This is a genomic window from Azospirillum sp. A1-3 (assembly GCF_023806445.1).
Classification (GTDB): Bacteria; Pseudomonadota; Alphaproteobacteria; order Azospirillales; family Azospirillaceae; genus Azospirillum.
In genome coordinates this window covers 706325-729648 of sequence record NZ_JAMSLU010000004.1, presented here as the reverse complement: position 1 = coordinate 729648, position 23324 = coordinate 706325, and the positions used below count along the sequence as shown (strand labels likewise).

The following is a 23324-nucleotide window of genomic DNA, read 5'->3' as shown; positions in this document are numbered from 1 at the left end:
TTATTTCAGGACTGGGTAAACCGGTCGTGCTATGGATAGGCTCATCGGCCACTCGCATGATGCCCGCCGGCTGGCTCGATAACTGTCGGCATGTTGCACGCGAGGGTAGATTTACTGATGGAAATGGGACTACCGCACCCCCGAACCTCCGGGACGGGGTTGGCATGAAACCCGCCATGAATGCAGAGGCCCCGATCGGCCGGGTCAGGAGGATGTGGATGAGCGTCACGGGATGGGACGACACCGAATCCTATACGCTTCGCGGCGCCGGCCCCCGTGGATCGGGTGACGAGGTCGCCCGCCCCGGCGGATCGTCTCTGCTGACCCGCGTCATTCTGATGATCGTCGGCTGCACCCTGCTGGTCGGGCTGATCGCCATGGGCGTGTCGTCCGTGCTGGTCGGCCGGCAGCAGCGAGACGCGCTGACCCACCGCGCGACGCTGGTCGGCACGCTCCAGGCCTCGGCCATGGGGCAGGCGGTGTGGGAGTTCGACACCCGCGCGGTGGAGGCGATGATCCGCGGCCTGATGGCCGAGGATCCGGCGGTGCGCAGCGTCAAGGTGTGGGCGGCGACCGGTGGGCGCGGCGGCCATGGCGAACCGCTGGTGGAGCTGGACCGTCCGGCCGGCCGGGCGGAGCTGGCGACCGTCGAACGGCAGATCGTCATGTCCGGCAGCAACGGCGAGCGCACGATGGTCGGCCTGCTGCGCATGACCTATTCGCTGGAGGAGGCGGAAAGCGCCACCCTGACGGCGCTGGCGCCGATGGCGGGGCTGGTCATCTTCTCGCTGCTGGCGGTCATCGGCATGATCAGCGTGCTGCTGAACCGGCTGGTGCTGGCGCCGCTCGCCCGGCTGACGCGGTCGGCGGGGGCCATCGCCGCCGGCGACTATCGCGTGCGCCTGCGCAACACCCGCGCCGACGAGATCGGGCAGCTGACCGTCGCCTTCAACCATATGGCGGAAACCGTCCACGACTATACCGAGCGGCTGGAACAGCGCGTCGCCGAACGGACGGAGGAACTGCGCCAGTCCAACGAGCAACTGGCGGTCGTCAACCGTCAGGTGATGGACAGCATCCAGTATGCAAGCCTTCTGCAGTCGGCCATCCTGCCGGACGAGCGCGAGATGGCGCGGCATCTGGACGGCGTCTGCGTGCTGTGGCGTCCGCGCGACGTGGTGGGCGGCGATTTCCACATCTTCCGCGAACTGGAGGACGGCCGCTTCCTGATCGGCGTCGCCGACTGTTCCGGTCATGGCGTGCCGGGCGCCTTCATGACGATGACGGTATCGGCCATCCTCGACCATGTGCTGTCGGAGACGCCGGACAGCGACCCGGCGGCGATCCTGGGCAGGCTGAACCGCATGGTGCGCGCGGCGCTGGCCCGCGGACGCGACAACCCGCGCTTCGACAACGGGCTGGACATCGGGCTGTGCCTGGTGCGGCCGGATCGCGGCGACCTGCTGTTCGCCGGCGGGCGGATCGGCCTGCACATCGTCGACCCCGGCACCGACAAGGTCGGCGAGGTGAAGGGCGACCCGCAGAGCCTGGGCTATCGCCGCTCCGACATCGGCCACCGCTTCACCACCCACCGGGTGGAGCTGGCGCCGGGCCGCAGCTTCTACCTGACCACCGACGGTTTCCTCGATCAGGCCGGCGGCGCCCGCGGCTTCGGCTTCGGCAACCGCCGATTCAGCACCATGCTGCTGGAGCACGACGCGATCCCGATGGCTGAGCGCAGGACCGCCTTCGCTCAGGCCCTGGCCGAGCATCAGGGCGAGCGGGCCCAGCGCGACGACATCACCCTGGTCGGCTTCACCGTTTCGCCGGCACTTGCGGCGGTGTCCGCGGCCGACGCATCCTCCTCCCACCCCGTCCACCCGTAAGGCAGGTCGTCAAAGTACGATGAAAGGCAACGAACTCTTCAACCTGCAGGAGCTGCTGTCGCGGCAGAAGCTGCTGATCTGCTTCAGCGGCCCCTTCAGCCACAGCGTCATCGAGGAACTGGGCAAGGCGGTCCGCAACCATCTGGAAAATGAGCGGATCGAAAAGTCGGCGATCATGGACGTCTTCTCCGTCTATGTGGAGCAGGCGCAGAATGTCCGCAATTACACGGCATCGCGCGAAGCGCTGGGCCGGCCGATCCCGGCCAACAGCGGTATCGTGGTGATCGGCAAGGAGGGCGACCATTACGTCGTCAGCTCCGGCAATCTGGTGGAGGCGGACGACGTGCCCGGCCTGTCGGCGATGCTGGAAAAGCTGCGCGGACTGGACAAGGCCGGCCTCAAGGCGGTCTACAAGGAGCAGTCGCGCAAGCCGCGCGAGCCGGGCGCCAACGGCGCCGGGCTGGGGCTGATCGACATGGCGCGCAAGGCCACCCGGCCGCTGGAATACTCGCTGCGCGCGGTGGACGACGCCTACTTCTTCTTCAGCCTTGAAGTCCAGCTATAAGAAATCACGGAACACGCATAATGGACAGTTTGCGGATCGAGGCAACCTCCTGCTCGCCCCTGATCGATTTCGATCCGGCGGCCGGGCTGCTGCGCATCGAAGGGGAATCCTATCCGGAGAACTCCTTCGACTTCTACGCGCCGGTGTTCAGCTGGCTGGAGGAGTATCTGAAGGACCCCGCCCCGGCGGTGGTGCTGGACATCGGGCTGAGCTATCTCAACACCAGCAGCATCAAATGCATGATCGACGTGCTGGAGATGCTGGACGGCGCCCACCAGAAGGGTCAGACGGTGTCGGTGCGCTGGCATTACGACAGCGACAACGACCGCGCGCTCGACATGGCGGAGGAGTTCGCCGAGGACGTGTCTCTGCCGTTCGAAATTCTGGCCCATTGATGGCACACTGAGCACCCGGGATGACGATGCGGTCGCAGGAACAGGAGCTTCGTCAGTGGGTTCAGCGGCTGGCCGAGGATCCGGCCAATGCCGACAACCCGCTGCTGGCGGAATTCCAGACGCTGGCGGAACGGCACGGCAAGCTTTTGCGCCAGTTCCGCAAGATCGCCAAGATCAGCGACCGCCTCCAGACCGAGACCAAGGAGATGGCGCTCCAGCAGCGCCAGTTCGTGCTGATGGTCAGCCACGAATTCCGCACGCCGCTGGCGATCATCGACAGCGCCTCGCAGATGCTGGAGCTTGAGCCGAAGCTGCCGGTTTCGGCGATGCCGCGGGTGGGAAAGATCCGCAATGCGGTCCAGCGGATGCTGCACCTGATCGAACGCTGCCTGACCAACGACCGGCTCGGCACTGCCGCGGCACGGCCGATGGCCTTCGACCTTGCGGCGATGCTGACCGCGCTGGCGGGCGAGGTGGGGGCGTCGGCCTGCGGCCACCGGGTCGAGCTGCATGGCGCCGACCGTCCGCTCCCGATCCCCGGCGACCGCGACCTTTTGGCGATTGTGTTTTCCAACCTGCTGGAGAACGCTGTCAAATACTCGCCGAACGGGGGGACGGTCCGTGTCGACCTCTCGGCCGGTGAGGGTCAGGTTACGGTTCGGATCACGGACGAGGGAATTGGCGTCAATGCGGCCGACGCGGCGCGGCTGTTCGACAAATATTTCCGCGCGTCCAACGCCGCCGGGACGACCGGTGCCGGGCTTGGCCTCCACCTTGCCCGCTGCATCGTGGACAACCATGGCGGCGGCATTTCGATGACGAGCGAACTGGGGCGGGGATCGGCCTTCACCGTCCGGCTGCCGGTGCCGCGGGCCACGCTTCCGGTGACCGCGACGGTCCCGGTGGCAGAGGAGGCATCATGACCGGCGACACCAAATCCGCCGACACCGGCCTTGGCACCGGGCTTGAGGGCGCGACGGTGACGGGTTTGCCCAGGCGCTGGGCCTTGCGGCGGGGAACGGTGGGCATGATGCTGCAGGAGCAGAAGATCCAGGACTGGCTCGCCCGCCTTGCGGAGAACCCGGATTACGCCACCCATCCGCTGATGGGGGAATTCCGCGCGCTCGCCGACGAGCATCTGAAGCTGATGCGGCAGTTGACCAAAATCGCCAAGATCAGCGACCGCATGCAGACCGACACCCGCCAGATGGCGCGGGCGCTGCATGCCGCCTCGCAGACCGATCCGCTGACCGAGCTGCCCAACCGCCGCCAGATGATCGAACGGCTGGAGGCGGAGCTGTGCCGCATTGGCCGCAGCGGCGGCGGCTTCGCGCTCATCATGCTGGACATCGACCATTTCAAGGAAGTGAACGACGCCTTCGGCCATGCCGCCGGCGACCATGTTCTGGTGGAAACCGCCGGTATTTTGCGGCGGAACCTGCGCGGGCACGATCTGTGCGCCCGCTGGGGCGGCGAGGAGTTCCTGATCCTGCTGCCCGACACCGATCAGATCCAGGCCGAAGCGGTGGCGGAAAAGCTGCGCGAGATCATCGCCCGCCATCCCATCGCGCATCAGGACAACGACATCGTCGTGACTCTGAGCCTGGGCGTCGCCGCCTACCGCGAAGGGCGGACGGCCGATGCCTGCATCCAGGCGGCAGACGATGCCCTGTACATCGCCAAGCGCGCCGGACGCAACCGGTGGGCCGCGGCGGCCTAAGTGAGGCGGCCTGACTAAGTCTGCGGAGACGTCGGCTCGGGAGCGGGGGCTGCAACCACGCCGATGTTCAGTTCCTCCAACTCCGCCAGGGCGCCGGCCATGCCGGTGGCAACCAGATTGGCGTCGGTCTCGGCGCTGGCGCGCTCCGGCACCTCGGCCTCCGGATGGGCGCTCCACAGGCAGAGCAGAATCGGCACGTGCGGACCGAAATGCAGGCGCAGGCGGCGCACCAGCCGCCGGCTGTGACCGAGGGCGGACGGGTTGAGGGAGGACAGCACCACTGCATCCACCCCGGCGGTTCCCAGGCTGGCGATGGTGCGCGATGACACCTTCTCGCACGGCACGACATCGGTCCGGACGCCGCGGCCGGTCAGCAGATAGGCCAGAAGCCCGGCCGCCGCCTCGTCCAGATTGTTGCGGGCGCCGACACAGAGCACATGGGGCGCATCGCCGGGCTGCGCCGCAGTGTCGCTCAACTCGTCCAGCAGGCTCGCCATGCCCTCGGCCACCGCCTGCCGGCCCTCCGGGTTCAGGGTGCCGCGCTGGCGGTCCTGCTCGGCCAGCGACAAAGCGGGAAGCAGCAGGCCGTCGGCCAGTTCGACCGGGCTGCAGGTGCCGAGCCGCTCCTCGGCAAGCTCCGTCGCCTCGGTGGGATCGCGGGCGAGCAGGCGCTGGTACACCTTCGCCTCGTCGGGCAGGACCGGGCGGTCTCCCAGCATCACCTCCAGGAAATGCAGTTGCGGCACATGGCGGCCCAGCACGACGAGGCACACCGTCAGCGGGGTCGCCAGCAGCAGCCCGACAGGCCCCCACAGCGTCGTCCACACTACCGCCGCGACGATGATGGCGAGGGAGGACAGGCCGGTCGCCGTGCCGTAGAGCCAGGGCTCCACCACATTGTTGGAAAACAGCTCCACCGCCACGAACAGGGCGATGCACAGCAGCGGCAGGGTCCAGCCGGTGTCGACCGCGAAGGACAGCAGGATCGGAAATGCCGACGCGATCACCGGCCCCAGGAACGGAATGAAGCGCAGAACCGTCGCCAGCAGCCCCCACAGCAGCGGGTTCGGCACGCCCAGCAGCCAGAGGCCGACGCCGATGGGAATGCCGTAGGTGACGTTCACCACCACCTGCATCAGCAGATAGCGGCTGACCCGCTCGCCGGCGTCGTTCATCGCCTCCGTCGTGCGGCTGAGATCACCGGACCCGACCAGACGGATCAGGCGGTCGCGCAGATCCTCCCGCTGCAGCAGCATGAAGATGGTGAAGACCAGCACCATGCCGGCGGTGGCGATGGGCGTCATCGCCGGGCCGAGCACCCGGCTGACGAGGTCGAACACGCCGGTGTCGGACTGGTCGATGCGCACCGGCACCGGTTCGCGGCGCGGCGGGGTGGCGGGGGTGGCCTGTGGCGTGGGCGCGGCTGTGGTGCCCTGCTGCGCCGGCGTCGCGCTGCCGGTGGCGTTCTCCAGTTCCTGCTTGAGGTCGCGGAAGGCCTCGGTCGCCTGCTTGATGGCGCCGCGGTCGCCGGTCGATGCGGTGGCGCTGCGCAGGGATTCGATCTTGGTGTGGATGTTGCGCTGGTAGGTCGGCAAATTGTCGGCCAGATCGCCAAGCTGGCTGCCAACCACAGCGCCGAAGCCGATGATGGCGAGGAACAGCAGGACCACCACCGCCAGCACCGACGGCACCCGGCCAAGGCGCCAGCGCTCCAGCCGGCTGACGATGGGCGTCAGCACGAAGCCGAGCAGCACCGCCAGGGCGATCGGCATCAGGATGTCCGCCGCCACATAGAGCGTCACCACGATCAGCGTGATGATGAGCAGGATGGTCTGGGTGGAGACGGGCGGAGCGGCCTTCGTCACCGCGATGGGGCGTGCCTGCAGCCGGCGGGCGGTGTCCTCGGCCATGGTCGTCGGGCTTTCCGGATGGGAGAATGCCCGACAGGAACACCGGCCGGGCCGCCACGTTCCCTGCCGCCGCTTTTCGAGGAGGCCCAGGCATTGGAAGGGCGCTGGACACGGCGCGTTTCGGTGTCATCCTCGGCCCGGACACAGCGGCGATCACGGTGGACGGGGGAAAGCGACGACCATGCGCTGGTTCATTCTTGCCATCCTGTTCATCGCCCGCACCTGCATGGCGCTGGAATTCCAGATCCTGGGCGCCGTGATGCCGTTCGCGCGGGTGGATCTGGACAGCGACTATGCCGCCATGGGCCAGTTGATGGGCCTGTTCATGCTGCCGGGCATCGTGCTGGCCTTGCCGGCGGGGATGCTGAGCAGCCGGTTCGGGCTGAAGCGGCTGGCGGTCTTCAGCCTGCTTCTGCTGGCCGGCGGCAGCGCGCTGTTCTCCGTCAGTCACGATTATGGCACCGCCCTGGCCGGGCGTCTGGTCGGCGGGGCCGGCAACGCGGTGCTCAGCGTGCTGGTTTCGGCGATGGTGGCCGAATGGTTCCGCGACCGCGATCTGTCGACGGCGCTGTCCATCGTGTTCATCAGCTGGCAGTTCGGCCTCGCCGTCGCGCTGGCGGTGTTCCCGGCGATTGCGGAAGCGGCCTCCTGGCGCTGGGCCTGCCATCTGACGACCCTGGTCTGCCTGACGGTGGCAGTTTTGGTGGGGCTGACCTACCGCTCGCCCGCCGGCACCGGCACGGCTACCGCCATGGCGCGTCGGAGCATGCCCAGGCTGCGGCTGATCGCCCGGCGGCAGAGCATCCTCCCCACCCTGGCCGGCATCATCTGGACCGCCTACAATGTCGGACAGGTGATTTTCCTGACCTATGCGCCGGCCCTGCTGGCCTCCACCGGCATGTCGGTGACCGAGGCGTCGCGCACCGTCAGCCTGACCGTGTGGGTGACCATGGCGACCATGCCGCTGGGCGGTCTGCTGACCGACCGTTGCCGCCGGCCGCTGATGCCGGTGGCGGTCGGATCGCTGGGTGCCGCGGCGGCGGGGATGGCCTTCAGCCTGGGGGCGCCGCCGGTGGCGAGTTGCATCGCCGCCGGCCTGTTCCTCGGCCTGCCGGCCGGCGGCATCCTGGCCCTGCCTGCCCGCCACTCCGCCCCAGGCGAGACGGCATGGTCGCTGGGCTGGTTCATGACCGTCTTCTATATCCTGATGACGCTGATCCAGATGCTGGCCGGCCTGATCCGCGACCGGACCGGCAGCGACCTCATCACCGTCGAGTTCGGCTGCGCACTGCTGGCGCTGGTCGCCGTCGGTCTGATCCCGTTCGAACTGGCACGCCGGGCTTTGCGGCCGGCCCCCGCCATGACGGCCTGACAGGCCGGATCAGAGCGCCGGTTTCAGGGAAGCGGCTGCTGCTGGGTGATGCAGTGGCTTACTCCACTGAAAATAAGCTGCTGATATGAAATAATTTTTTTGCCCACTTTGGCAGTTCGCAACGAGTTCGCAACATGGCGGGCAACAGAACAAATAGTGAACAATCTTCAGGCTTCGTCGGCCATCATGATCGTCAACACACGCACGGTCACGCTTGGATCGTCGGCATCGGACGACAGGTATGTCATCGTAGGATCGTAGTAGTCGATCTTCCACATTACCCTCACCCCTCGGACCGTCAGGGTCGCGCAATCATGCTCGCCATAGGGGTCGTTGTCTGCCGTGAAGGCGTTGAAGGTGCGAACCCCTGCTATGATGAGACTGACATGGAGGGGATCGAGCGCCGCTATGCCGGCGGTAATGACCACCCGGCCACCTTGGAAGGTGCGGCGCAGATGGTCGTTAAGGCGTGCGATCTCTACTGCACGCCTCATCGCCTTGTCGGTCATTGCGTGGTCTTTCCGGCTTTGGTCGTCGCCGGCTTCTTCAGCACTCGCTGACGGCTCGCAACCGCGCCGGCGATCGCCTTGTCGAGTTCCCCTGCCGTGACGGCCTGACGAACCTGTTCCAGCACCGGCACCAGCTGGTCCATGGTGCCCACGGTGACAACTGACTTACCCGGCTTGAGTTCGAGCGGCTTGTTGCCGTAGCGAATGTGGAGATGAACCGTTCCCGCTTCATCCTTGAACCACCAGGGCCGAAAGCGAACGGGGACCTCCTTATGTTCCTTCGTCCCGTCCACATCCACCCAGCGGCCGACGCGCCGAATGAACATCTCGCCCTTCATTGTAGCGGTTGCGGCTTCGATCTGAAGCGCCAGCGCATCCAAAAGCTTTTGGCGGGCAGTCCCCTCGGGCCTGGTGTCCCGCTGCTTGGTGATGTTCGTCAGAATCAAGTTTTCCAGGATGCTCATTTCCGTTCTCCGTATGTTCCTTCACCCATACGGTAACGTCATGGCACCGGCACTCAACCCTCAGAAGTTGAGCCAATGATTATTATGAACTTGATTCTGACGGAGATTGAGGGCGCAAAGCCTCTTTTCGCGATTACGCCTTTATAGCGGAAGGATCGTGGACGCTTAAACTTGCTTCACGGACCGAAAATTCATCTGGGGATCGCCGGTCTGTTGCTTTGCCATCTGTCGGGCATGGTGCGCGTTTTGGGCGAAAACACGAACCTTGACCGGCTTGCCATGGACTGTGCCTTCAACGACGAATTCGTTCACAGCATCCTCCGTCCTCTCCACCCCCAACCTCAGCCTTAATGCTACGGTCATGGCGGCCATCATCAAGCTTGATATGAACATTCCTCATGGTTGCGCGAACGGTAAATAGCTGGCCGGAATGTGCAACAGAGAGGAACGAGCGATGCGATTGCATGAGGTTATGGGGATTAGCTACGAGGAATGGGCGGCGAGTCTGCTGGAAATGGACGATAGCACCATGGATGCTGCGAGCCGTCGATCTGCGGAGTTGGTCAAACAAGGGAAGCTAATGAAGAAGCGCGCAACCGTGAACAAGATGCGGGAAAAGCTTGCAAAGAAGCAGAAGGAGCTGATTGACGCGCAGAGCGGAGGCAAAGCAGGTTGATGGCCTTCGTTATGTCGGCTCCCGCTGTGTAGGGAGTGCAGGCTGTGTAGCGTTTTAAGCCTGTCTTGTATTGCCGTAGGTTTGATTTCTTGGTATTTTGAATTGGGTATTGATTAAAAGAAATAACCTACACTCCCTACACACATAGCCAATCTTGTTGTTTTTCTACTAAAACCCACTGATTTCAGTCTCAAATGAACTGATTGGATCCCTGAAGTGGAAAAGGAGGGTGTAGGCAGCCCCTACACCCTCCCTACAGCCCGCCTACACAGCCAGCCCCTTGCAATACCACACGCCACGACCATCTCGCCCTGCGGACCATGGAAAGTCAGTGTCGTTGCGCATGAGGCGCTTCATTTCCTTGCCCCAGCTCGTAATGTCCGTGGCATTGCGCGGGAAATTGTTCTGTTCCCATACACGAAACAGGGAATGAAGGTCATCAGCGCGCTGCTTCCCTCCAACTTCTTCTTGCCGCGCCCATTGTTCCACGGCGCTCAAGGTTCGATTTTCACTCTGCTGGTCTGCCAATGTCGTCGCGATAAGGCTGCTGGGGTCTGGTCCCCGCTCATCGACGCTGCGCCACATCTGTTCCCAATCCAAGGCGTTGATTGCTTCCCAATCCGGAGTGTTGGTGAAGGCGAGCTCGGCAAAGCGTCGCACACCTGTTTCGTCCCGGATCAACTCGCTCAATCCCTTGTTGGTGCAACCGATGAAAGTCGCCCTCTGCTCGACGTGCTCGACATCGTTGGTCCTCATCGGACGTCGCGTTAGGACATTCGCCGTGATGATGTTCTTGACCTCGTCCATCTCAGCCCGCTTTGCGTGCCCAAGCTCGTCGAGGAAAATGGCGTAATTCTCCCACAGCTGAATGTTGCGGTCGTCGGTGATTTGCTTGAAGTCGCTATTGGCCGTACATTCCTCGACAGGGAGAAGCAGATTTCGGACCAACGTGCTCTTGCCCTTGCCCTGGGCGCCGGTCAAAACGGGCATTAGGTGGTTTGTTACCCGCAACCCCAGCATCTTGCGTTTAACCTGCCAGATGAACTTGCGAAGCACCGCAACCGCGAAACCGGGACAGGTTTCCGATACATCGAACGCGGCACGTTCCAAGGCATCCCATGACGCTTGCGCGCGTTCTTGCGCCGTCGGGCCGGGATTGTAGCTTGCAATGCGGTCGAAGATCGCAAGCTTGTGCTCCTCCCGTTGTCCCAGCGTCCATTCCTGCACCGCGTCAAGAATATTGTTGTCGGAGTATCCTAATCCCAAATCTAAGGAAAGGAGACGCAACTCGCGCAGGAAATCGCTGATTTGCGTTCGGCTGCCTGCAGTAAGCCGCACATGATTGTCAATGCGGGGGTCGATCCGGTCTTCCTCGTTTATCACGGTGCTAGCCAACACCTCGTCATCAACGAGTTTGCCATATGTGACCGGCTTGCTTCGTTTTAACAGACCGCGATATGTCATCCCAATTCGCTCACGCTCGGCATAGCCCTTCACAAACGCCACGACCGTCTCGGGAACAAATCCCAACCGGCTTTCGATTTTTTGACGCCGCCTTTCTTGCTTTAGCGCCCGATCGAACTCTGCGCCTTTCATGACTCGGTTCTGAGCAAGCCACTCCCGGACCTGGCGGTTGTCAGCGTCTGGATCTAAGAGTGAGACGACCTCCCGACCGTCGATCCGATCCCCCTTCGCATGCCTCTTTGCCAATTCAGCGATTAGCTCGGCCTGAAATTCCGCCGGGGTTGGTGCCGGTGAATGAACCATCGGCGCGTCCAAAGAAACGCCATCGGGGATTAAATTTTCTTTCATAATGTTTTTTGCCTCTAAACAAGAAGGCCCCGGATGCTGCAACATCCGGGGCCATCAAGTGCGCGAGAGGCAAAGCACGCACGGCAAAATCATGGATAAGCTATCGAGCTTCGTGCGCCATCACCTCTCACGTATCAGCCTGTTGCAGCAGACGCTTTAAGTGTCTGCTTATTTATACTGTGAGCGGGTTGCAGCTCGCAATATTCCGGCGTGGATGCTATCGGGGTAATGGCTTCGGCATCTTAAAGAGTGCATCGCAGCGCAGCTGCCCTGGCATTGAGCGGCTAAATACTCAAACTACCGCGCTAACAGGAGATTACGATGCGCCAGATCGACACCCCACAGGAACGAAACGACCTGTTTCCTTGGCCCAGTCCAGGCAACAGGTCGATGACCCCACATGAACTGGAAGCTCTACGCCTGCGCATGCGCCTTTCCGCACAACAGGTTCCCTCGACCTCTACCAGCGTATGTGCTGCGTCAGCTGGAATAAGTTGATCGTGGACGCCTCAGGGGACCCTGCACCTTTGGCGGAGCGTAGCTCCCGCATATCAAAGGCTTTTGCAGCTTCAACGTTAGAAACGCTTCGCCAACGAGATAATATTGCGAGCCGTTCGAGGGAACGCATATTATCAGAATGTAAGCGCAATGGAGGGACGAAATGCTTTTCCACCGAAGCCAGAACACAATGACAAACGTATTAAGAGGACGACTATGTTTAAATCTACAACTCCGCAAAGCTTAGACAGCGAGACTTTGAGTTTTTGCCAATCCATTTCCAGGCATGATCCTTTGTATCTGCGTTATACGCACGCAAACTACCAAGCTGGAGATTGTCATCTCAATGTCAGAGAACATGTTCGACGGAATGGTGGCCGTAGCATCAGTGGTTGGATAATTTGGCGATCTGGTGCCGACTGGTTTGAGGCGGAACATCATTCAGTATGGGAAGACCAGCAGGGAAATTTGCACGACATCACGCCACGGTATGATGGTGAAGAGCTTATTCTTTTTTTGCCAGACCCGCTAAGAACTTTCGATTTCAAACATATGAAGGGCTGGTGCAATCGGCTGAATTGGCGCGGGTATAGCTCTTTTGCCTTCGCCAGCATTCCTACGAATCAGGAGCGCTTTCGGTTCAAGGGCGGCGCCGTTGTTTTTCGCAGTTGTTGATAAGCAAGAGGGCACTGGCGAAAAGCCGGTGCCCTTACTGTCTAAATGGATGTGGTCACAATTGAGCCTGCTCCAATCCGACGCTGAGGCAACGCTGCGAGGGCGCGAGCACGCATGTGGTCCCAGGTATCATCGACGAGGCTATCGATGGTGCCTGTATATGCGGAAAATCGTGGATCAGCCGCCAAACGATCTGCCAATCGTTCAAGTCGCGCAGCCAAGCCCATAAGGGCAGTCATGTGCGGCTCGCGCTGCTTGGCAAGAAGAAAGCTGAAGTACCGGTCGCTTGCTCCAAGCCACTCACGACTGAAATCAGCCTGTGTGGCGCAAAGCCCGAAATCACGTAAAATGTTATAAGCTTTCGTTGCGATCATTTTTTAATCACCGTAGTGGATATAGCTGCCTTTATTTATCGAGGCGCGGGAAAGTTTCGTAACGAAAAATTTTGACACACTACAGGAGATAAATACTACGAACATAGTCTGGGAGAGCATTTTATGGGTATGCCTGTTCGGCAATTCACGGGGGACGAAATTCAAGCGGCGAATACCGTATTCCAGGCCCAAGCAGCGGAGCCGGTAAAAAGAAAGACGCTTGCCCCGTTGCCAAAGAGAACCACGACCATTGTCGGTGGCCGCGCGAAGTGGAAGCAAGCATGGGTCGATTTGCTTCGGGAAAAGGGCGCATCCCACACCGTGACGTTCGCGTTCAACAACCCCATCTCAGTAGATGGCGCACGCCAACGGTTTGGTAAATTTCTACAGCAGCTTGATCGCGCATTGCTAGGCCCAAGATACGCGAAGAAGCCCGATAGGCGCACGTTCGCCGTAGCGTTCGCGGAGAACATCACGTCGAACATCCACCTTCACGCCGTGTTCGCCGTAGCGCCCGAGCATCAGGATAGGTTCCTGTCGGATGCGGACGAGATTTGGAAGAAGCTATTTCCCGGCGGCGACGTGCAAATCAAGGCTATCGATGATCTCGCTGGGGCCGTCGATTACATGACCAAGCACACCAGCCACACGAGTGTTTTCGACAGCCAAATTCTGTCGACCGAGTTTCAGCGTTCGGCGAGCACCTAATCTCGCTCAACATAGCACCCCAATTGAGCCTTTTGCCACGCTAAGGATATCAACGGACTGCGTTTGAACCTGGACCACATGCCCCGCATCGGCGGGGTGTGTAGTTCATAGTATTGCCTGAATGATGGCAGTGGAAGACATCACAGAGCAACAGACAGCAAACACGTCATCACTCATCAACAATGCAGATCAGGATAAACAGTCTAACAACCGCAACCGTTCTTCCATCAAGATAATACCAAGCCAGTTCGTCCCAACACCCAAAGGGCACTCGCCCCAAATTCGATCACCCCAATCATTGCCTTCAATGAGCTTTCGATCCCCTGTAGCAAGTAGCAATCCCGCAAGTTCGGGGTCAGCGAACTTCAAGCGGATCACGCTCGTCATCACATCGCGCTTGATCTCGTCCCAATCCGAACGGACGGTCAGCTTCCGCCCTTCCTCCTTGGCCTCAATGGGATCGCGGATCTCGGCAATACGGTGCCTTTCAGCCATGTCTGTCGTCTTCGATGCCTGATAGGCGTGCTCGGTCGAGCTGTACTCAATGCCCTCCCACTCAATGCGGCACGGCCACATATTGGACAGGAACCGATATGGCCCTTGAAAGCTCGTTACAGGGCACGTTTCTGCCCGGAGCATTTCGGTCGGCTCTTCTTCGATCCGGATCATGCCTAATCGCTCCTTTCCCGATGATTGCTCAACATCATTGCAATGCACCATGATGCCGCAGCCTATGCTTGAGCGTTGCCAGATGAGATGTGATTGCCTTAAATGCAATTCTGGCGCGCGATAGATTAGACACAGAATTTTGGAGATGCATCGATGCAAGATCGCCGTTTGGTTATCATGTATTCTGGCGGACTAGATAGCCTTATCGCCTACCATTACGGCCGCTCTCAAGGGTATCAGCCTCACTGTATTCATCTTAATTTCGGACAACCTTATGCAGAGAAGGAGCTCGCGTCCATTCTCCGCGTATCAGAGTGGCATGCGTCTGTTGATGTGCTTAATTTCCGGGAGCTCTATGACCTCTTTTCATCGCGGCTTACCAATCATATCATTCCGAGCCGAAACGTTTTGCTCGCTGTTCTTGGCTCGATGTTTGGTCCTCGTGTTTGGATCAACGCACTTGATGGGGAGCAGAATGGCAAGGAGCACGACAAGAGCGAGCGCTATTTCCACGATGTGAGTGCACTTCTGACCTTCACAAATGAGTTTTTTCAGCCACAGACGATCGTGGAAAGCCCGTTTGCGAGCATGTCCAAGGGAGAGGTGATCCGGTGGGCCCTTGATCACGGAATTCCGCAGGAGGTGTTGTTCGACACCAGCTCCTGCTACAGCGAACACCATCAAAAATGCGGGACATGCATCACCTGCGTGAAACGCTATCTTGCATTCCTTGAGAACGATATCGAGGAGCCGGGATACGAAGTCAACCCGCTGAAATCTCAGTATTTCGCCGAGTTGTTGGTCGAAATACCACAGGCACTCGAATCCGGAGATTTTGCTCGCTTTACTGAGAAGCGCGCCGCTGAATTTGTATCTCTGATCGAAAGGCTGGGTTCTCGCTAATGGATAAGCGTCTCCTATCCTGGGATGAATATGAGCAGCACTGCCTGAAATTGGCAGAGATGGTCCGCTCCTATAACCCCACCGAGGTTATTGCCGTAGCGAGGAAGGGATTGATCCCTGCATTCCTAATTGCCAACGTGTTGAAGCGGAAAGTTGGCTTTTGGTATCCAACTGAGAACAAGCTCTGCTCGTTCAACAACACCAGACTGCTGTTCGTCGATGATATGATGGCGAGGGGGCGCACCTATCTCCGCCTCAAAGAGTGCTTTCCTAGCTTGGATTATCGCCTAGCGACGGTTTTCGTTGACCATGAGTGTTCGCATCGTCCCGATTACTATTCATTCGTTGCCCACGATTGGATTGTTGCACCCTTCTCAAAACATGAGATATCCATTCCAGGTGTCCGCCAAGACTTTCGAGAGACGCCCGAATATTTCAAGAAGTGGTAAGGAGGCGCAACTGGTTCTGCCAGAAAGAGGTCGTCAGGCAGCGTACAACGCAATTCTTGGAATTTACAATAGCGTGCGATATTACTGTGCAAGGCTTATAGCGAAGCCAGGAGATTAACCCATACATCTGCACCCCTATAAGAAGAGCGCAGATGCAGCGTGAGCAACCCCAAAGAAAGAGCCTCATTAATTTAAATACTTACCCGAATATCGCAACTCTGCACGGGCTTCTGTTACAGCACAACAGTAACGCACAACGATTATCTGCTAGTAATGCACGCCAGACGGTTAGTTATGTATGTTCCCGCCCAATATGTGCCTGAAATCCGCCTCCATCGACATGTCAGCGACTAACGCAATTGCACGGTGCTCCGCTTCAGAAAGACAATACCCGTGAAAGCGTAGTTCAACACCCCACCTGTCTATCATAGGCTGCAGATATACGACCTCCGCAAAGGAATACTCCAAGCATGAGCAAGAAATCCCCCGACAAAACAAGCCGCTTTAAAGAGCTTGGCGACGAACTTAAGGCCCAAGATGAGGAACACAAAGCAACGCTCAGAGAAAAAGCCGAACAACTGGCAAGGGACATCCACGAAAGCAACGTAAGTCATGAGGCTTGGCGGCAGGACCGAGCTGCCGCATGGCAGAGGTTCGCCGCCATGTGCCAGACAGTTGCGGACAATGCCAACAACGAAATGAATGAGGCACCAATATACATTGACTTTTCCGATGGAACGGAACCTTTTAGCGAAGCATGGGCCACAGCAGAGTTTACGTTTCTAAATAAAAGCGACAACGGTAGGCGCGGCTCATTACACGTTGAGATGAGCAATCAATTTATTTTGAAGATAACGGTTTGGACAAACAAACGTCAATATACACTTAGGAGCGACGCTCCACTCAGGGGTAAATCTGCGGAAGAGACAGACGCCGGGACCCTTGAAGACGCCTTACTAGATGCATTGCGAATATGCACTATAACAGCAGATGACAGCGGAACAATGTTTGTTGGGCAGCCGAAACATCGGAGCAAAAGGTCAAAGATCCCTCTTTGGGATGCTGTTAAATTGATATTCAAGCGTTAGCGCAGTAAATTAAGCTGTTGGTGTCGTTTAAAGTCCGTCGCATATGCAAGGTGCCTGCACTCCATTCCAGCTGCGTGTGCGACGGTCCGTCTAGCCCCTGTGCTCTAGCAGGCGGACCCAGACGGATCGTGTCGTTCTACATGCGTAAAGTTCCGTCTGGTTCAATCCACTAGAAACGATTAGTGGCCGCCAGCACCACCTTCGACGAATTGCGGTAGTAGTTATAGCCCGTAATCGTGCCGCTGGCCTGATCGTCGTCGTCAGTCCGGTCATCAAACAGCGGCCCTCCGCTTATCCCAGTTCAAACCAAGCCATAAATGGGTTGCGTCTTTGCTGATGGGGGTGACTAGGCCGCACCAGCGAGGTCAGAACCCCGCATTTTAGATGCCGAATTACTGTGAACAAAAATTCGTAGCATACGCCATCATTCTTTTGCGACAACGGTATCATACAGACCGTAATGGCTCAGGCCCGGATGGCTTTCGATACCCGTATACCGCAAGGATGCGTCCTCATAGCGGCGGAAGGCAAATACCGCCTGATTCATTTGTTCTGTGTTGAAGACTTTCAATCGCACGAGCAAATGAAAGTCTTTCACTGACAATCCGGTGACTGCCAGAAACAAGTCCGGTTCCAGTTTCGTGATGACATCCTGCAACGTGTTCTCGCGGAAGTCAGTCAGGTACATAAAGGCTGGAATCCGCGTTGCAAATTTGATCAGCTTCTCCTGAACGAGCTTCCGCTTAGACTTATATTCCTTCTCTTCGTCTGTGAGTTCCCGTTTCTCCTTGTCATTCAGATCGCCGGTCTTGGCCTTCTTCTTGAGGTCTTTGACCTTCTCGCTCTTGTTGATGATGGTCTCGATAATGTTGTCGCCCAACGCACGCCAACCTTCGATGCGCTCCACCGCTGCCATAGCCTCGGGGTTATCCATGATGCGGCGCAGCGTGTCGTTGTCCACATTTACGAGCATTGCGCTTTCCCACTTGCGGGCAAGCAGCGTCGCAGATGTGCCCGCCATGGCGATGTCGAGAATGCCGCCCGCATCAATCTGCGTCATGTTTGCGCCGTCATAGGCCAACACCGGCAGGAACGACACGAGGTCCTTGACGGCGTTTTCCGGGTTCGGCTCGTTTGGTGAAAGCCCGATGCCGTATTCGGAAAGTTGCCGCAGCGCGCGTGTGGGCGCGAAATCGAACACGAAGCAGACAGGCTTGAGGATTTCTTCCTCGTTCGGATTGTCGCCATTTGGGTTCTTAATGGACCATGGCGACTGTACGCGGAACGCGGCCTGAAAATATGTTTCTGGCGATTTCAGGTTTCGCAGCATCAGGATGGATGACCATTGTGGCACGGTCACGCCAGTCGTCAACTTGCCGCAGGACAAGGTTATAGTCTTGGTCTCAAACCCGCTGCCGATGGCCTTACGCACCGGCGGCAGCGCCTCCAGCCCGATTCCCGCCGCCGCACCGGCCGCGCTGATGACTCTGTATTCGCGCCAGAACGTGTTATGCTTCTCGTCCAGCAGATTCGCCATGGCATGGCACGCCGCCACGTTGGGCAGAAACCAGAAAGAGTGCTGAAGGTAGGGTAGCAGGCGCACGTCTGAATAGGGGAAGGGCGGCTTGGTTCCCGTCTTGAGGCTTTCTACAGCTTTCGGGGCGTACTGGCCACGAATGATGTCCAGCCACTTCTGCACATCGTTCTTGTGCTTGAATTGCGCACCCTTGCCAGTTCCGGTTGCCGCAAAGAATTCGTTGAGGTCGAATTCGTCGAATTCCCCGGCGCTTGCCACCGCCACCAGTTCATCAGGCATTTGATAGGTGAGCAGACGCATCTGTGGCAGCGCGCCATAGGGGTTCCATTTTCCTGGCTGCTTCGTCGCGAATTCTGCTTTGGCGCGTTGCTCGTCGGTGTAGGTCCAGTTGAAGATCTGCTCCTCGATGAATTCGCCGGTGGCCAGCGCCTTGAACGGCGTACCAGAGAGATAGAGGTAGGCCCGCGTTGTGATCGGCAGGAATTCCGTTTCCTTCTGCGACAGGACATTGAGGTCCTCGTTCACCTCGTCCAACCCAGTGGCGTATTCCAGCTTGGCCTCCTTCTTGGAAACCGCCTCATCCTCGCCCTCAAACAATTCCTTCGCAGTCTCGCGCCAAGCGCCGAAATGGTATTCGTCGAAGACGACCAAGTCCCAGTTAACCTGATGCAGCCACTCGTTATTCGGCTTGATATTCCCTGCCAAATCGCGGCCCAGGAGATCCTGAAAGGAGCCGAAATAGACGACGGGCTTGGACCTGTCAATCTGGGTAGGATCACCGCCGGACGACTTCGACAGGTATTGCCAGCCGTTAAAATCCGCGTGGCTATCAAGGTCCGTCTGCCAAGCATCCTCGACAGCTGGCTTGAAAGTAACGACCAAAACGCGCTTGGCGCCGAGCTTCCGCGCCAACTGATAGGTGGTGAAGGTCTTGCCGAAGCGCATCTTCGCGTTCCACAAGAAGCGCGGAACAGCATGCGTGTCCTCCACCCAACGTGATAGAAAGTAGGCAAGCGTCACCTGCACCGCTTCGGCCTGCTCCTGACGCATCGGGAAAGTCTGGTGATGCGTGCCGCTAAACTTCTGGCCCGTTCGCAACTCGGTAAGCACGGTCTTGACGTCGGGAACCGAACAGCGCATCCACTCCAATTCGCTGTTGGTGAATCCCTTCTTAGCGAGGGCCGCGCGCACCTCATGGTCGGAGAAGACCGTCCCGTCGTCTCGCTCGGCGGATTCGTCCAGTTCAATGCAATAGTTTTTGATGGCAGCTGTTTTCAGCTGCTCGGCAATGCGTTGCTTCACGTCGCGCGTCGTTTGGCCGACTTTGAGAAGGCCTTCATGTGCTGCATCGGCAATCGAATAGGCGTAAATACGGGGCCGGGCTAACGGCTTCGGGGCGAGAATTTCGTCGATAGCGGGTTTATTCATCTTCGCCGCCCATAGGACGTACGATTCCCTCAACGAAAGCGATTTCGTCGCCTGTTAGTCCGTAGCGAGCATAGAGGTCAGCATCAGTCCATGTCCGCGTCCAGTCCTGGACGGGGACGAAGGTGTAGACTTTGCGGGTCACATGCTGGGAGGACTTATGAAGTAGGATCAATAGTCGCGTTAGGCGGCACGACAAGTAGGACATCACGCTTTCAGCTTCGCTCTGCGTCTCAAACGGCCCAATGCATAGATAGGTTTCAGATGAAATTGTGCCGGGCCCCGCAACGAAAGGCGTGCTGATGATCCGATGCGGATATGTGTCCCTATTCCCTGTGCCGGGCGCGGCGTAGCCAACAAACAGCTTCCATTTGTCAATCAACCCGCCCCCTGCAGTGATCGCATTTCGCGCCACATATCCCGTGCCACCGTTCCGATAGATGACTAGGTCGTCGTCAGAGTGCTTCTCGGCCTTGCCCTTGAATTTTGTATCAAGCTCAAAGGGCTTTCGCGAACTAACCAGTCGGTCAAAGCTCTTCACCGCTGGCAAAGACAAGACGTTGTCCTGTCCTGTTTCTCGGCTAATGACCTTTCGCAGAATCGATACACCTTCGTTGAACCGGATGAAGATATCCGCGCCATTCTCCAGAAGCGGGCGTGTGGCTTCTGAAACAGGCCAGTCCTTGAAATGAGTAGCGACCCGGCAAAGTCCTGGGTTTTCCTTATCCCAAAGGAAGTAGCAGACGCCACCTTTCAGCCCTACACCTGGAAATACATCAGCCGCGCTGAGATAATCGTCAATTGAGCGCAAGCGATTGTCGGACAGCATCGACTCGCGGAATTCGTCAAGGCCTTTACCTCCAGCGAACCAGCGGGACGGGATGATCATGGTCAGATATCGCGGCTCGAGTTTCTTTGCTTGTTCCACGAATAGTTGGTAGATGGGCGCTGCACTGGTGCCGTGCCCACCATCATCTAGCTGATAAGGTGGGTTGCCAATGATCACGTCGAAGTGCATATCGCCTCCAAATAGCTCGGCGATGCGAGCCTTGATGTCATCGGTATGGATGAACGCATAGGCGTGAGTTTCAAGATCCTCGCCCCTATCAAAAGTATCTTGGCTCGCTCCGCAATACCGGCATTTTCCGTCAACCCACGCATGTTCGGTGCGTTGGAACCATATATTACCTTCGCTGCGCGTAAAACTACGAGCAACCGAATGCGCGCTGTTGGCATGTTTCGAGCAATAGAGGCTGCGCCGCGCCAGCAGGCTCGTCAAATGCGTGATGCCGATGCCAAACACTTGCTTGGTCAAAATGTGATCGACACGCTCCTGGAGGTCGGGAATTTGATCGGCCAACCCTACGGTCAGGCGGCTAGTGATCTCACGCAGGAATACCCCGGACTTCGTGAACGGATCGAGAAATTTGATTTGACTGTCGGTCCAGATGTTCGCGCCGTCATGCTCGGACGCCCACGCCTCGGCCAACGTGTCGAGCATGCGGTTGGCGAATTCCGGCGGGGTGAATACCTCGTCATTCGACAGGTTCGCGATGCAGGTCAACACGTCGGGATTGCGCCCGCGCAAAGCAAAGCCAGCCTGTATGCTCATGCGGTCTCCTTTGGCGTTCCGCCATCGGCGGACGCGAGGTCACGCGCCGTCATCGGCGGATATGTCTTGGTCGGAGTGAAAATCTCGTGCTTGCCGAGATGCGCGAACAGTGAACCTTCGGCGCTGAAGGCCGAGGAGCCGGTGAGGACATCCAGACGAAAGTCGCGGCGCTGGAACTTGCCCTTGCCGATATAGGCCCATTCGGCAAACGTGATCGGCGCGCCGTCCAGCGTTCGCATGGTCAAGGCGTCGCCATGGACGAGGTTTCGCGAAAGAACGAACGTGGCGGCGTGATAGAATTCGTCTTCTTCGCCGATGGCGAGGTACTCCGCGAGAACCTCAAGCATATTCGCCCGGCATTCGGCGATGTTGTCGGCCAGTAGCTCTATCCCGTAGGTGCACATCAGCGCTAGAAGAGCGTAGTGTCGTTTTTCGAATTCGGACTTGCCAAACCTCACCTCGACGACGGCCAGCTTCCGCTGAAGAACCCGGATTAGGAAATTGCCGCTGCCACAAGCCGGTTCCAAAAAGCGCGAGTCGATTCGATCGGCCTCGTCCTTGACGACGTCCAGCATGGCGTCTACCAGCCAACTGGGGGTGAAAACTTCCCCATGGTCAGCAACGCGCTGTTTTGACTTAATAAGGCTCATGCGATAGATCTCAACCGACGACTGTTTCGCGCTTCTTGGCTGCCAGCATAACTGGTCTTTCAGCGTAGGGATAGGACAGCGTAAGGAAGCGACTCCATGCACGAAAGGACACTCACGCTTTATAAGGCTTGCTCTACGGGCTTGGAAAATAAATTTAACAAAATGCACATTTTGTGAGATCAGAAACCGCAGAATTCCTGGATTCTGTCTTGGGTAGCGAACTACGCGCCTGGAAAATATAATGTTTTGTGGTGGAGCGCTGCAAAATGTGAGGCTTCGATGAAACAGGCAAAGGTCCCCAGCGAGGCAGAATTCAAGCGGCTCGTCGCGGCCACCGGCATGGGTAAGTACGCTGCCCGTAACCGTGTGGCGGTCATGCTGTCCTACTATGGCGGGATGCGCGTTGGCGAAATTGCGGCGCTAACATGGGCCGATGTGGTCGATCGGGAAGGCCGTGTGCGCGACCTGATCCAGCTTCGGGCCGAGACGACCAAGACCGACGAAAGCCGCGCCATTTATGTGAGTGACCGGCTGCGAAAGGAGCTGGACCGCTACGTCAACTCCCATGCAGAACAGCCAGCGGTCGATCAACCCTTCCTGCTCACCCAGCAGCGCACATGCTTTTCAGCCAACACTCTGTGCCAGCTCTTCGGGCGCTTCTACCGCGATGCGGGCATTGACGGCGGATCGAGCCACAGCGGACGACGCTGGTTCATCACTCGTCTTGCCCACAGCGGCGTCAGCCCAAAGGTCATCATGACGTTGGCGGGTCACAAAAATCTGACTACGACACAACGCTATATCGACTGCACCCCGGAGATGATGAAAGCCGCTGTAGAGGTTCTTTAGCCAAAATTCAATTGTCGTCCTACGCGGGCGGCCTGTGATGAGGCACACTCGGTTGCCCAGTTCGCCAGACGGTGGGAGTGCGCCTCACACTTTTCGGACAGCACAAAACCCTCCTTCATTTCCCCTCTATTCCAGCGGCAATCCCATATCGAAGCAGTTCATCAAACAACATCACGCGACATGGCACTCGGTCGGTGAGATAAGCCACCTGAGCCGCATCGCTTTCAATGTAATGCGTGATTTCATCGTGCTCCTTCAGCACTCGCTCCTTGTAAAGCGCGGGGTACTGAATGTCTCGATTGTCGTGGAATACGGCCTTGGGATGCATGGCGAATTGGTCGATCCATGCCAGAGTTTCCTCCCGGTCGTCGACGGGTCTGCCGGTTATGATGTAGTAGGGCTGGTCAGGAATGAAGATCGGCTTCAGCAATGACGTTCGGACGCGATGGACCGTGCTGAAGGTTTCGGGCTGGTAAACGATGTCTGGAAGGAAGATCCCATCAAGATCGAATGCTAACATTGACGCCAATCTCGTTTGCAAAATGAGCGAATCGTTCACGTCGCCTCTTCATGAAGCT

At 58.6% G+C, this 23324-nt stretch carries 24 protein-coding genes; 13 read left to right on the top strand and 11 right to left on the bottom strand.

Features of this window, described 5'->3' with window-relative positions; all coding sequences use genetic code 11:
• The first annotated feature begins 218 nt into the window (after positions 1 to 218).
• Genes M5E06_RS24520 through M5E06_RS24500 form a run of 5 tightly spaced genes read left to right on the top strand, consistent with a single transcriptional unit; the run spans position 219 to position 4566 of the window.
• Positions 219 to 1886, top strand: a complete 1668-nt coding sequence (locus M5E06_RS24520) for a SpoIIE family protein phosphatase (protein WP_252140422.1) — start codon at positions 219 to 221, stop codon at positions 1884 to 1886.
• 19 nt (positions 1887 to 1905) lie between these two features.
• On the top strand, positions 1906 to 2451 hold the full coding sequence (locus tag M5E06_RS24515; protein WP_252140421.1) for a SiaB family protein kinase: 546 nt from the start codon (positions 1906 to 1908) through the stop codon (positions 2449 to 2451).
• Positions 2452 to 2471: 20 nt separating this feature from the next.
• Positions 2472 to 2846: a biofilm regulation phosphoprotein SiaC gene (siaC, locus tag M5E06_RS24510; RefSeq protein WP_109151884.1), complete on the top strand. Its 375-nt coding sequence runs from the start codon at positions 2472 to 2474 to the stop codon at positions 2844 to 2846.
• 20 nt (positions 2847 to 2866) lie between these two features.
• Positions 2867 to 3769 (top strand): sensor histidine kinase, encoded by a 903-nt coding sequence (locus M5E06_RS24505; protein ID WP_109151883.1) that lies wholly within the window; start codon positions 2867 to 2869, stop codon positions 3767 to 3769.
• Complete coding sequence (locus M5E06_RS24500) at positions 3766 to 4566, top strand: GGDEF domain-containing protein (RefSeq protein WP_252140420.1); 801 nt, start codon at positions 3766 to 3768, stop codon at positions 4564 to 4566. The genes M5E06_RS24505 and M5E06_RS24500 overlap by 4 nt, the downstream gene beginning before the upstream one ends.
• A 14-nt stretch (positions 4567 to 4580) precedes the next feature.
• Here the strand turns inward: M5E06_RS24500 and M5E06_RS24495 are convergent, their stop codons facing one another.
• A complete protein-coding gene (locus tag M5E06_RS24495) occupies positions 4581 to 6476 on the bottom strand; it encodes an AI-2E family transporter (protein WP_252140419.1) in 1896 nt (631 codons plus the stop codon).
• Between the two features lie 181 nt (positions 6477 to 6657).
• On the opposite strand from M5E06_RS24495, the gene M5E06_RS24490 reads away from it, so the two are divergent.
• Positions 6658 to 7848 (top strand): MFS transporter, encoded by a 1191-nt coding sequence (locus tag M5E06_RS24490; protein ID WP_252140418.1) that lies wholly within the window; start codon positions 6658 to 6660, stop codon positions 7846 to 7848.
• Between the two features lie 167 nt (positions 7849 to 8015).
• Here M5E06_RS24490 and M5E06_RS24485 read toward each other — a convergent pair whose 3' ends face one another.
• The 3 genes from M5E06_RS24485 to M5E06_RS24475 form a co-directional block, all read right to left on the bottom strand.
• Positions 8016 to 8357: a DUF3768 domain-containing protein gene (locus tag M5E06_RS24485; RefSeq protein WP_252140417.1), complete on the bottom strand. Its 342-nt coding sequence runs from the start codon at positions 8355 to 8357 to the stop codon at positions 8016 to 8018.
• On the bottom strand, positions 8354 to 8821 hold the full coding sequence (locus tag M5E06_RS24480) for a DUF6641 family protein (RefSeq protein WP_252140416.1): 468 nt from the start codon (positions 8819 to 8821) through the stop codon (positions 8354 to 8356). The genes M5E06_RS24485 and M5E06_RS24480 overlap by 4 nt, the downstream gene beginning before the upstream one ends.
• 165 nt (positions 8822 to 8986) lie before the next feature.
• The gene (locus M5E06_RS24475) at positions 8987 to 9133 is read right to left on the bottom strand and encodes a hypothetical protein (RefSeq protein ID WP_252140415.1); all 147 of its coding nucleotides are present in this window, start codon (positions 9131 to 9133) and stop codon (positions 8987 to 8989) included.
• 142 nt (positions 9134 to 9275) lie between these two features.
• Here M5E06_RS24475 and M5E06_RS24470 point away from each other — a divergent pair, with 142 nt between their 5' ends.
• On the top strand, positions 9276 to 9497 hold the full coding sequence (locus M5E06_RS24470) for a hypothetical protein (protein ID WP_209980960.1): 222 nt from the start codon (positions 9276 to 9278) through the stop codon (positions 9495 to 9497).
• Between the two features lie 264 nt (positions 9498 to 9761).
• Here M5E06_RS24470 and M5E06_RS24465 read toward each other — a convergent pair whose 3' ends face one another.
• Positions 9762 to 11354: a VapE domain-containing protein gene (locus tag M5E06_RS24465; RefSeq protein WP_252140414.1), complete on the bottom strand. Its 1593-nt coding sequence runs from the start codon at positions 11352 to 11354 to the stop codon at positions 9762 to 9764.
• Positions 11355 to 11957: 603 nt separating this feature from the next.
• Here M5E06_RS24465 and M5E06_RS24460 point away from each other — a divergent pair.
• Positions 11958 to 12482 carry a hypothetical protein gene (locus M5E06_RS24460; RefSeq protein WP_252140413.1) on the top strand — a complete coding sequence of 175 codons (525 nt, stop codon included), beginning with the start codon at positions 11958 to 11960 and terminating at the stop codon, positions 12480 to 12482.
• A gap of 41 nt (positions 12483 to 12523) precedes the next feature.
• On the opposite strand, the gene M5E06_RS24455 is transcribed toward M5E06_RS24460, so the two are convergent.
• Complete coding sequence (locus M5E06_RS24455) at positions 12524 to 12856, bottom strand: DUF6626 family protein (protein WP_252140412.1); 333 nt, start codon at positions 12854 to 12856, stop codon at positions 12524 to 12526.
• Positions 12857 to 12979: 123 nt separating this feature from the next.
• Between M5E06_RS24455 and M5E06_RS24450 the strand changes: the two genes are divergently transcribed.
• Positions 12980 to 13564: a hypothetical protein gene (locus M5E06_RS24450; RefSeq protein ID WP_252140411.1), complete on the top strand. Its 585-nt coding sequence runs from the start codon at positions 12980 to 12982 to the stop codon at positions 13562 to 13564.
• A gap of 189 nt (positions 13565 to 13753) precedes the next feature.
• Here the strand turns inward: M5E06_RS24450 and M5E06_RS24445 are convergent, their stop codons facing one another.
• Complete coding sequence (locus M5E06_RS24445; RefSeq protein WP_252140410.1) at positions 13754 to 14233, bottom strand: NADAR family protein; 480 nt, start codon at positions 14231 to 14233, stop codon at positions 13754 to 13756.
• Between the two features lie 153 nt (positions 14234 to 14386).
• Here M5E06_RS24445 and M5E06_RS24440 point away from each other — a divergent pair, with 153 nt between their 5' ends.
• From M5E06_RS24440 to M5E06_RS24430, 3 genes are all read left to right on the top strand, one after another.
• Entirely contained in the window at positions 14387 to 15136 is a 750-nt protein-coding gene (locus tag M5E06_RS24440; RefSeq protein ID WP_252140409.1) for a 7-cyano-7-deazaguanine synthase, read from the top strand.
• Entirely contained in the window at positions 15136 to 15585 is a 450-nt protein-coding gene (locus tag M5E06_RS24435) for a phosphoribosyltransferase (protein ID WP_252140408.1), read from the top strand. Before M5E06_RS24440 ends, M5E06_RS24435 begins: the two co-directional genes overlap by 1 nt.
• A 470-nt stretch (positions 15586 to 16055) precedes the next feature.
• On the top strand, positions 16056 to 16673 hold the full coding sequence (locus M5E06_RS24430) for a hypothetical protein (RefSeq protein ID WP_252140407.1): 618 nt from the start codon (positions 16056 to 16058) through the stop codon (positions 16671 to 16673).
• A 424-nt stretch (positions 16674 to 17097) separates the two neighbouring features.
• Here the strand turns inward: M5E06_RS24430 and M5E06_RS24425 are convergent, their stop codons facing one another.
• From M5E06_RS24425 to M5E06_RS24415, 3 genes are read right to left on the bottom strand one after another with little or no spacing between them, the layout of a single operon-like run.
• Positions 17098 to 19638: a DEAD/DEAH box helicase family protein gene (locus tag M5E06_RS24425; protein WP_252140406.1), complete on the bottom strand. Its 2541-nt coding sequence runs from the start codon at positions 19636 to 19638 to the stop codon at positions 17098 to 17100.
• Complete coding sequence (locus M5E06_RS24420; protein WP_252140405.1) at positions 19631 to 21247, bottom strand: Eco57I restriction-modification methylase domain-containing protein; 1617 nt, start codon at positions 21245 to 21247, stop codon at positions 19631 to 19633. Before M5E06_RS24420 ends, M5E06_RS24425 begins: the two co-directional genes overlap by 8 nt.
• Positions 21244 to 21897 carry a DNA methyltransferase gene (locus M5E06_RS24415; protein ID WP_252140404.1) on the bottom strand — a complete coding sequence of 218 codons (654 nt, stop codon included), beginning with the start codon at positions 21895 to 21897 and terminating at the stop codon, positions 21244 to 21246. The genes M5E06_RS24420 and M5E06_RS24415 overlap by 4 nt, the downstream gene beginning before the upstream one ends.
• Before the next feature lie 279 nt (positions 21898 to 22176).
• Here M5E06_RS24415 and M5E06_RS24410 point away from each other — a divergent pair, with 279 nt between their 5' ends.
• Positions 22177 to 22746: a tyrosine-type recombinase/integrase gene (locus tag M5E06_RS24410; RefSeq protein ID WP_252140403.1), complete on the top strand. Its 570-nt coding sequence runs from the start codon at positions 22177 to 22179 to the stop codon at positions 22744 to 22746.
• 115 nt (positions 22747 to 22861) lie between these two features.
• Here M5E06_RS24410 and M5E06_RS24405 read toward each other — a convergent pair whose 3' ends face one another.
• Positions 22862 to 23305, bottom strand: coding sequence for a hypothetical protein (locus M5E06_RS24405; protein WP_252140402.1), 444 nt, complete (start codon positions 23303 to 23305; stop codon positions 22862 to 22864).
• Between the last annotated feature and the right edge of the window lie 19 nt (positions 23306 to 23324).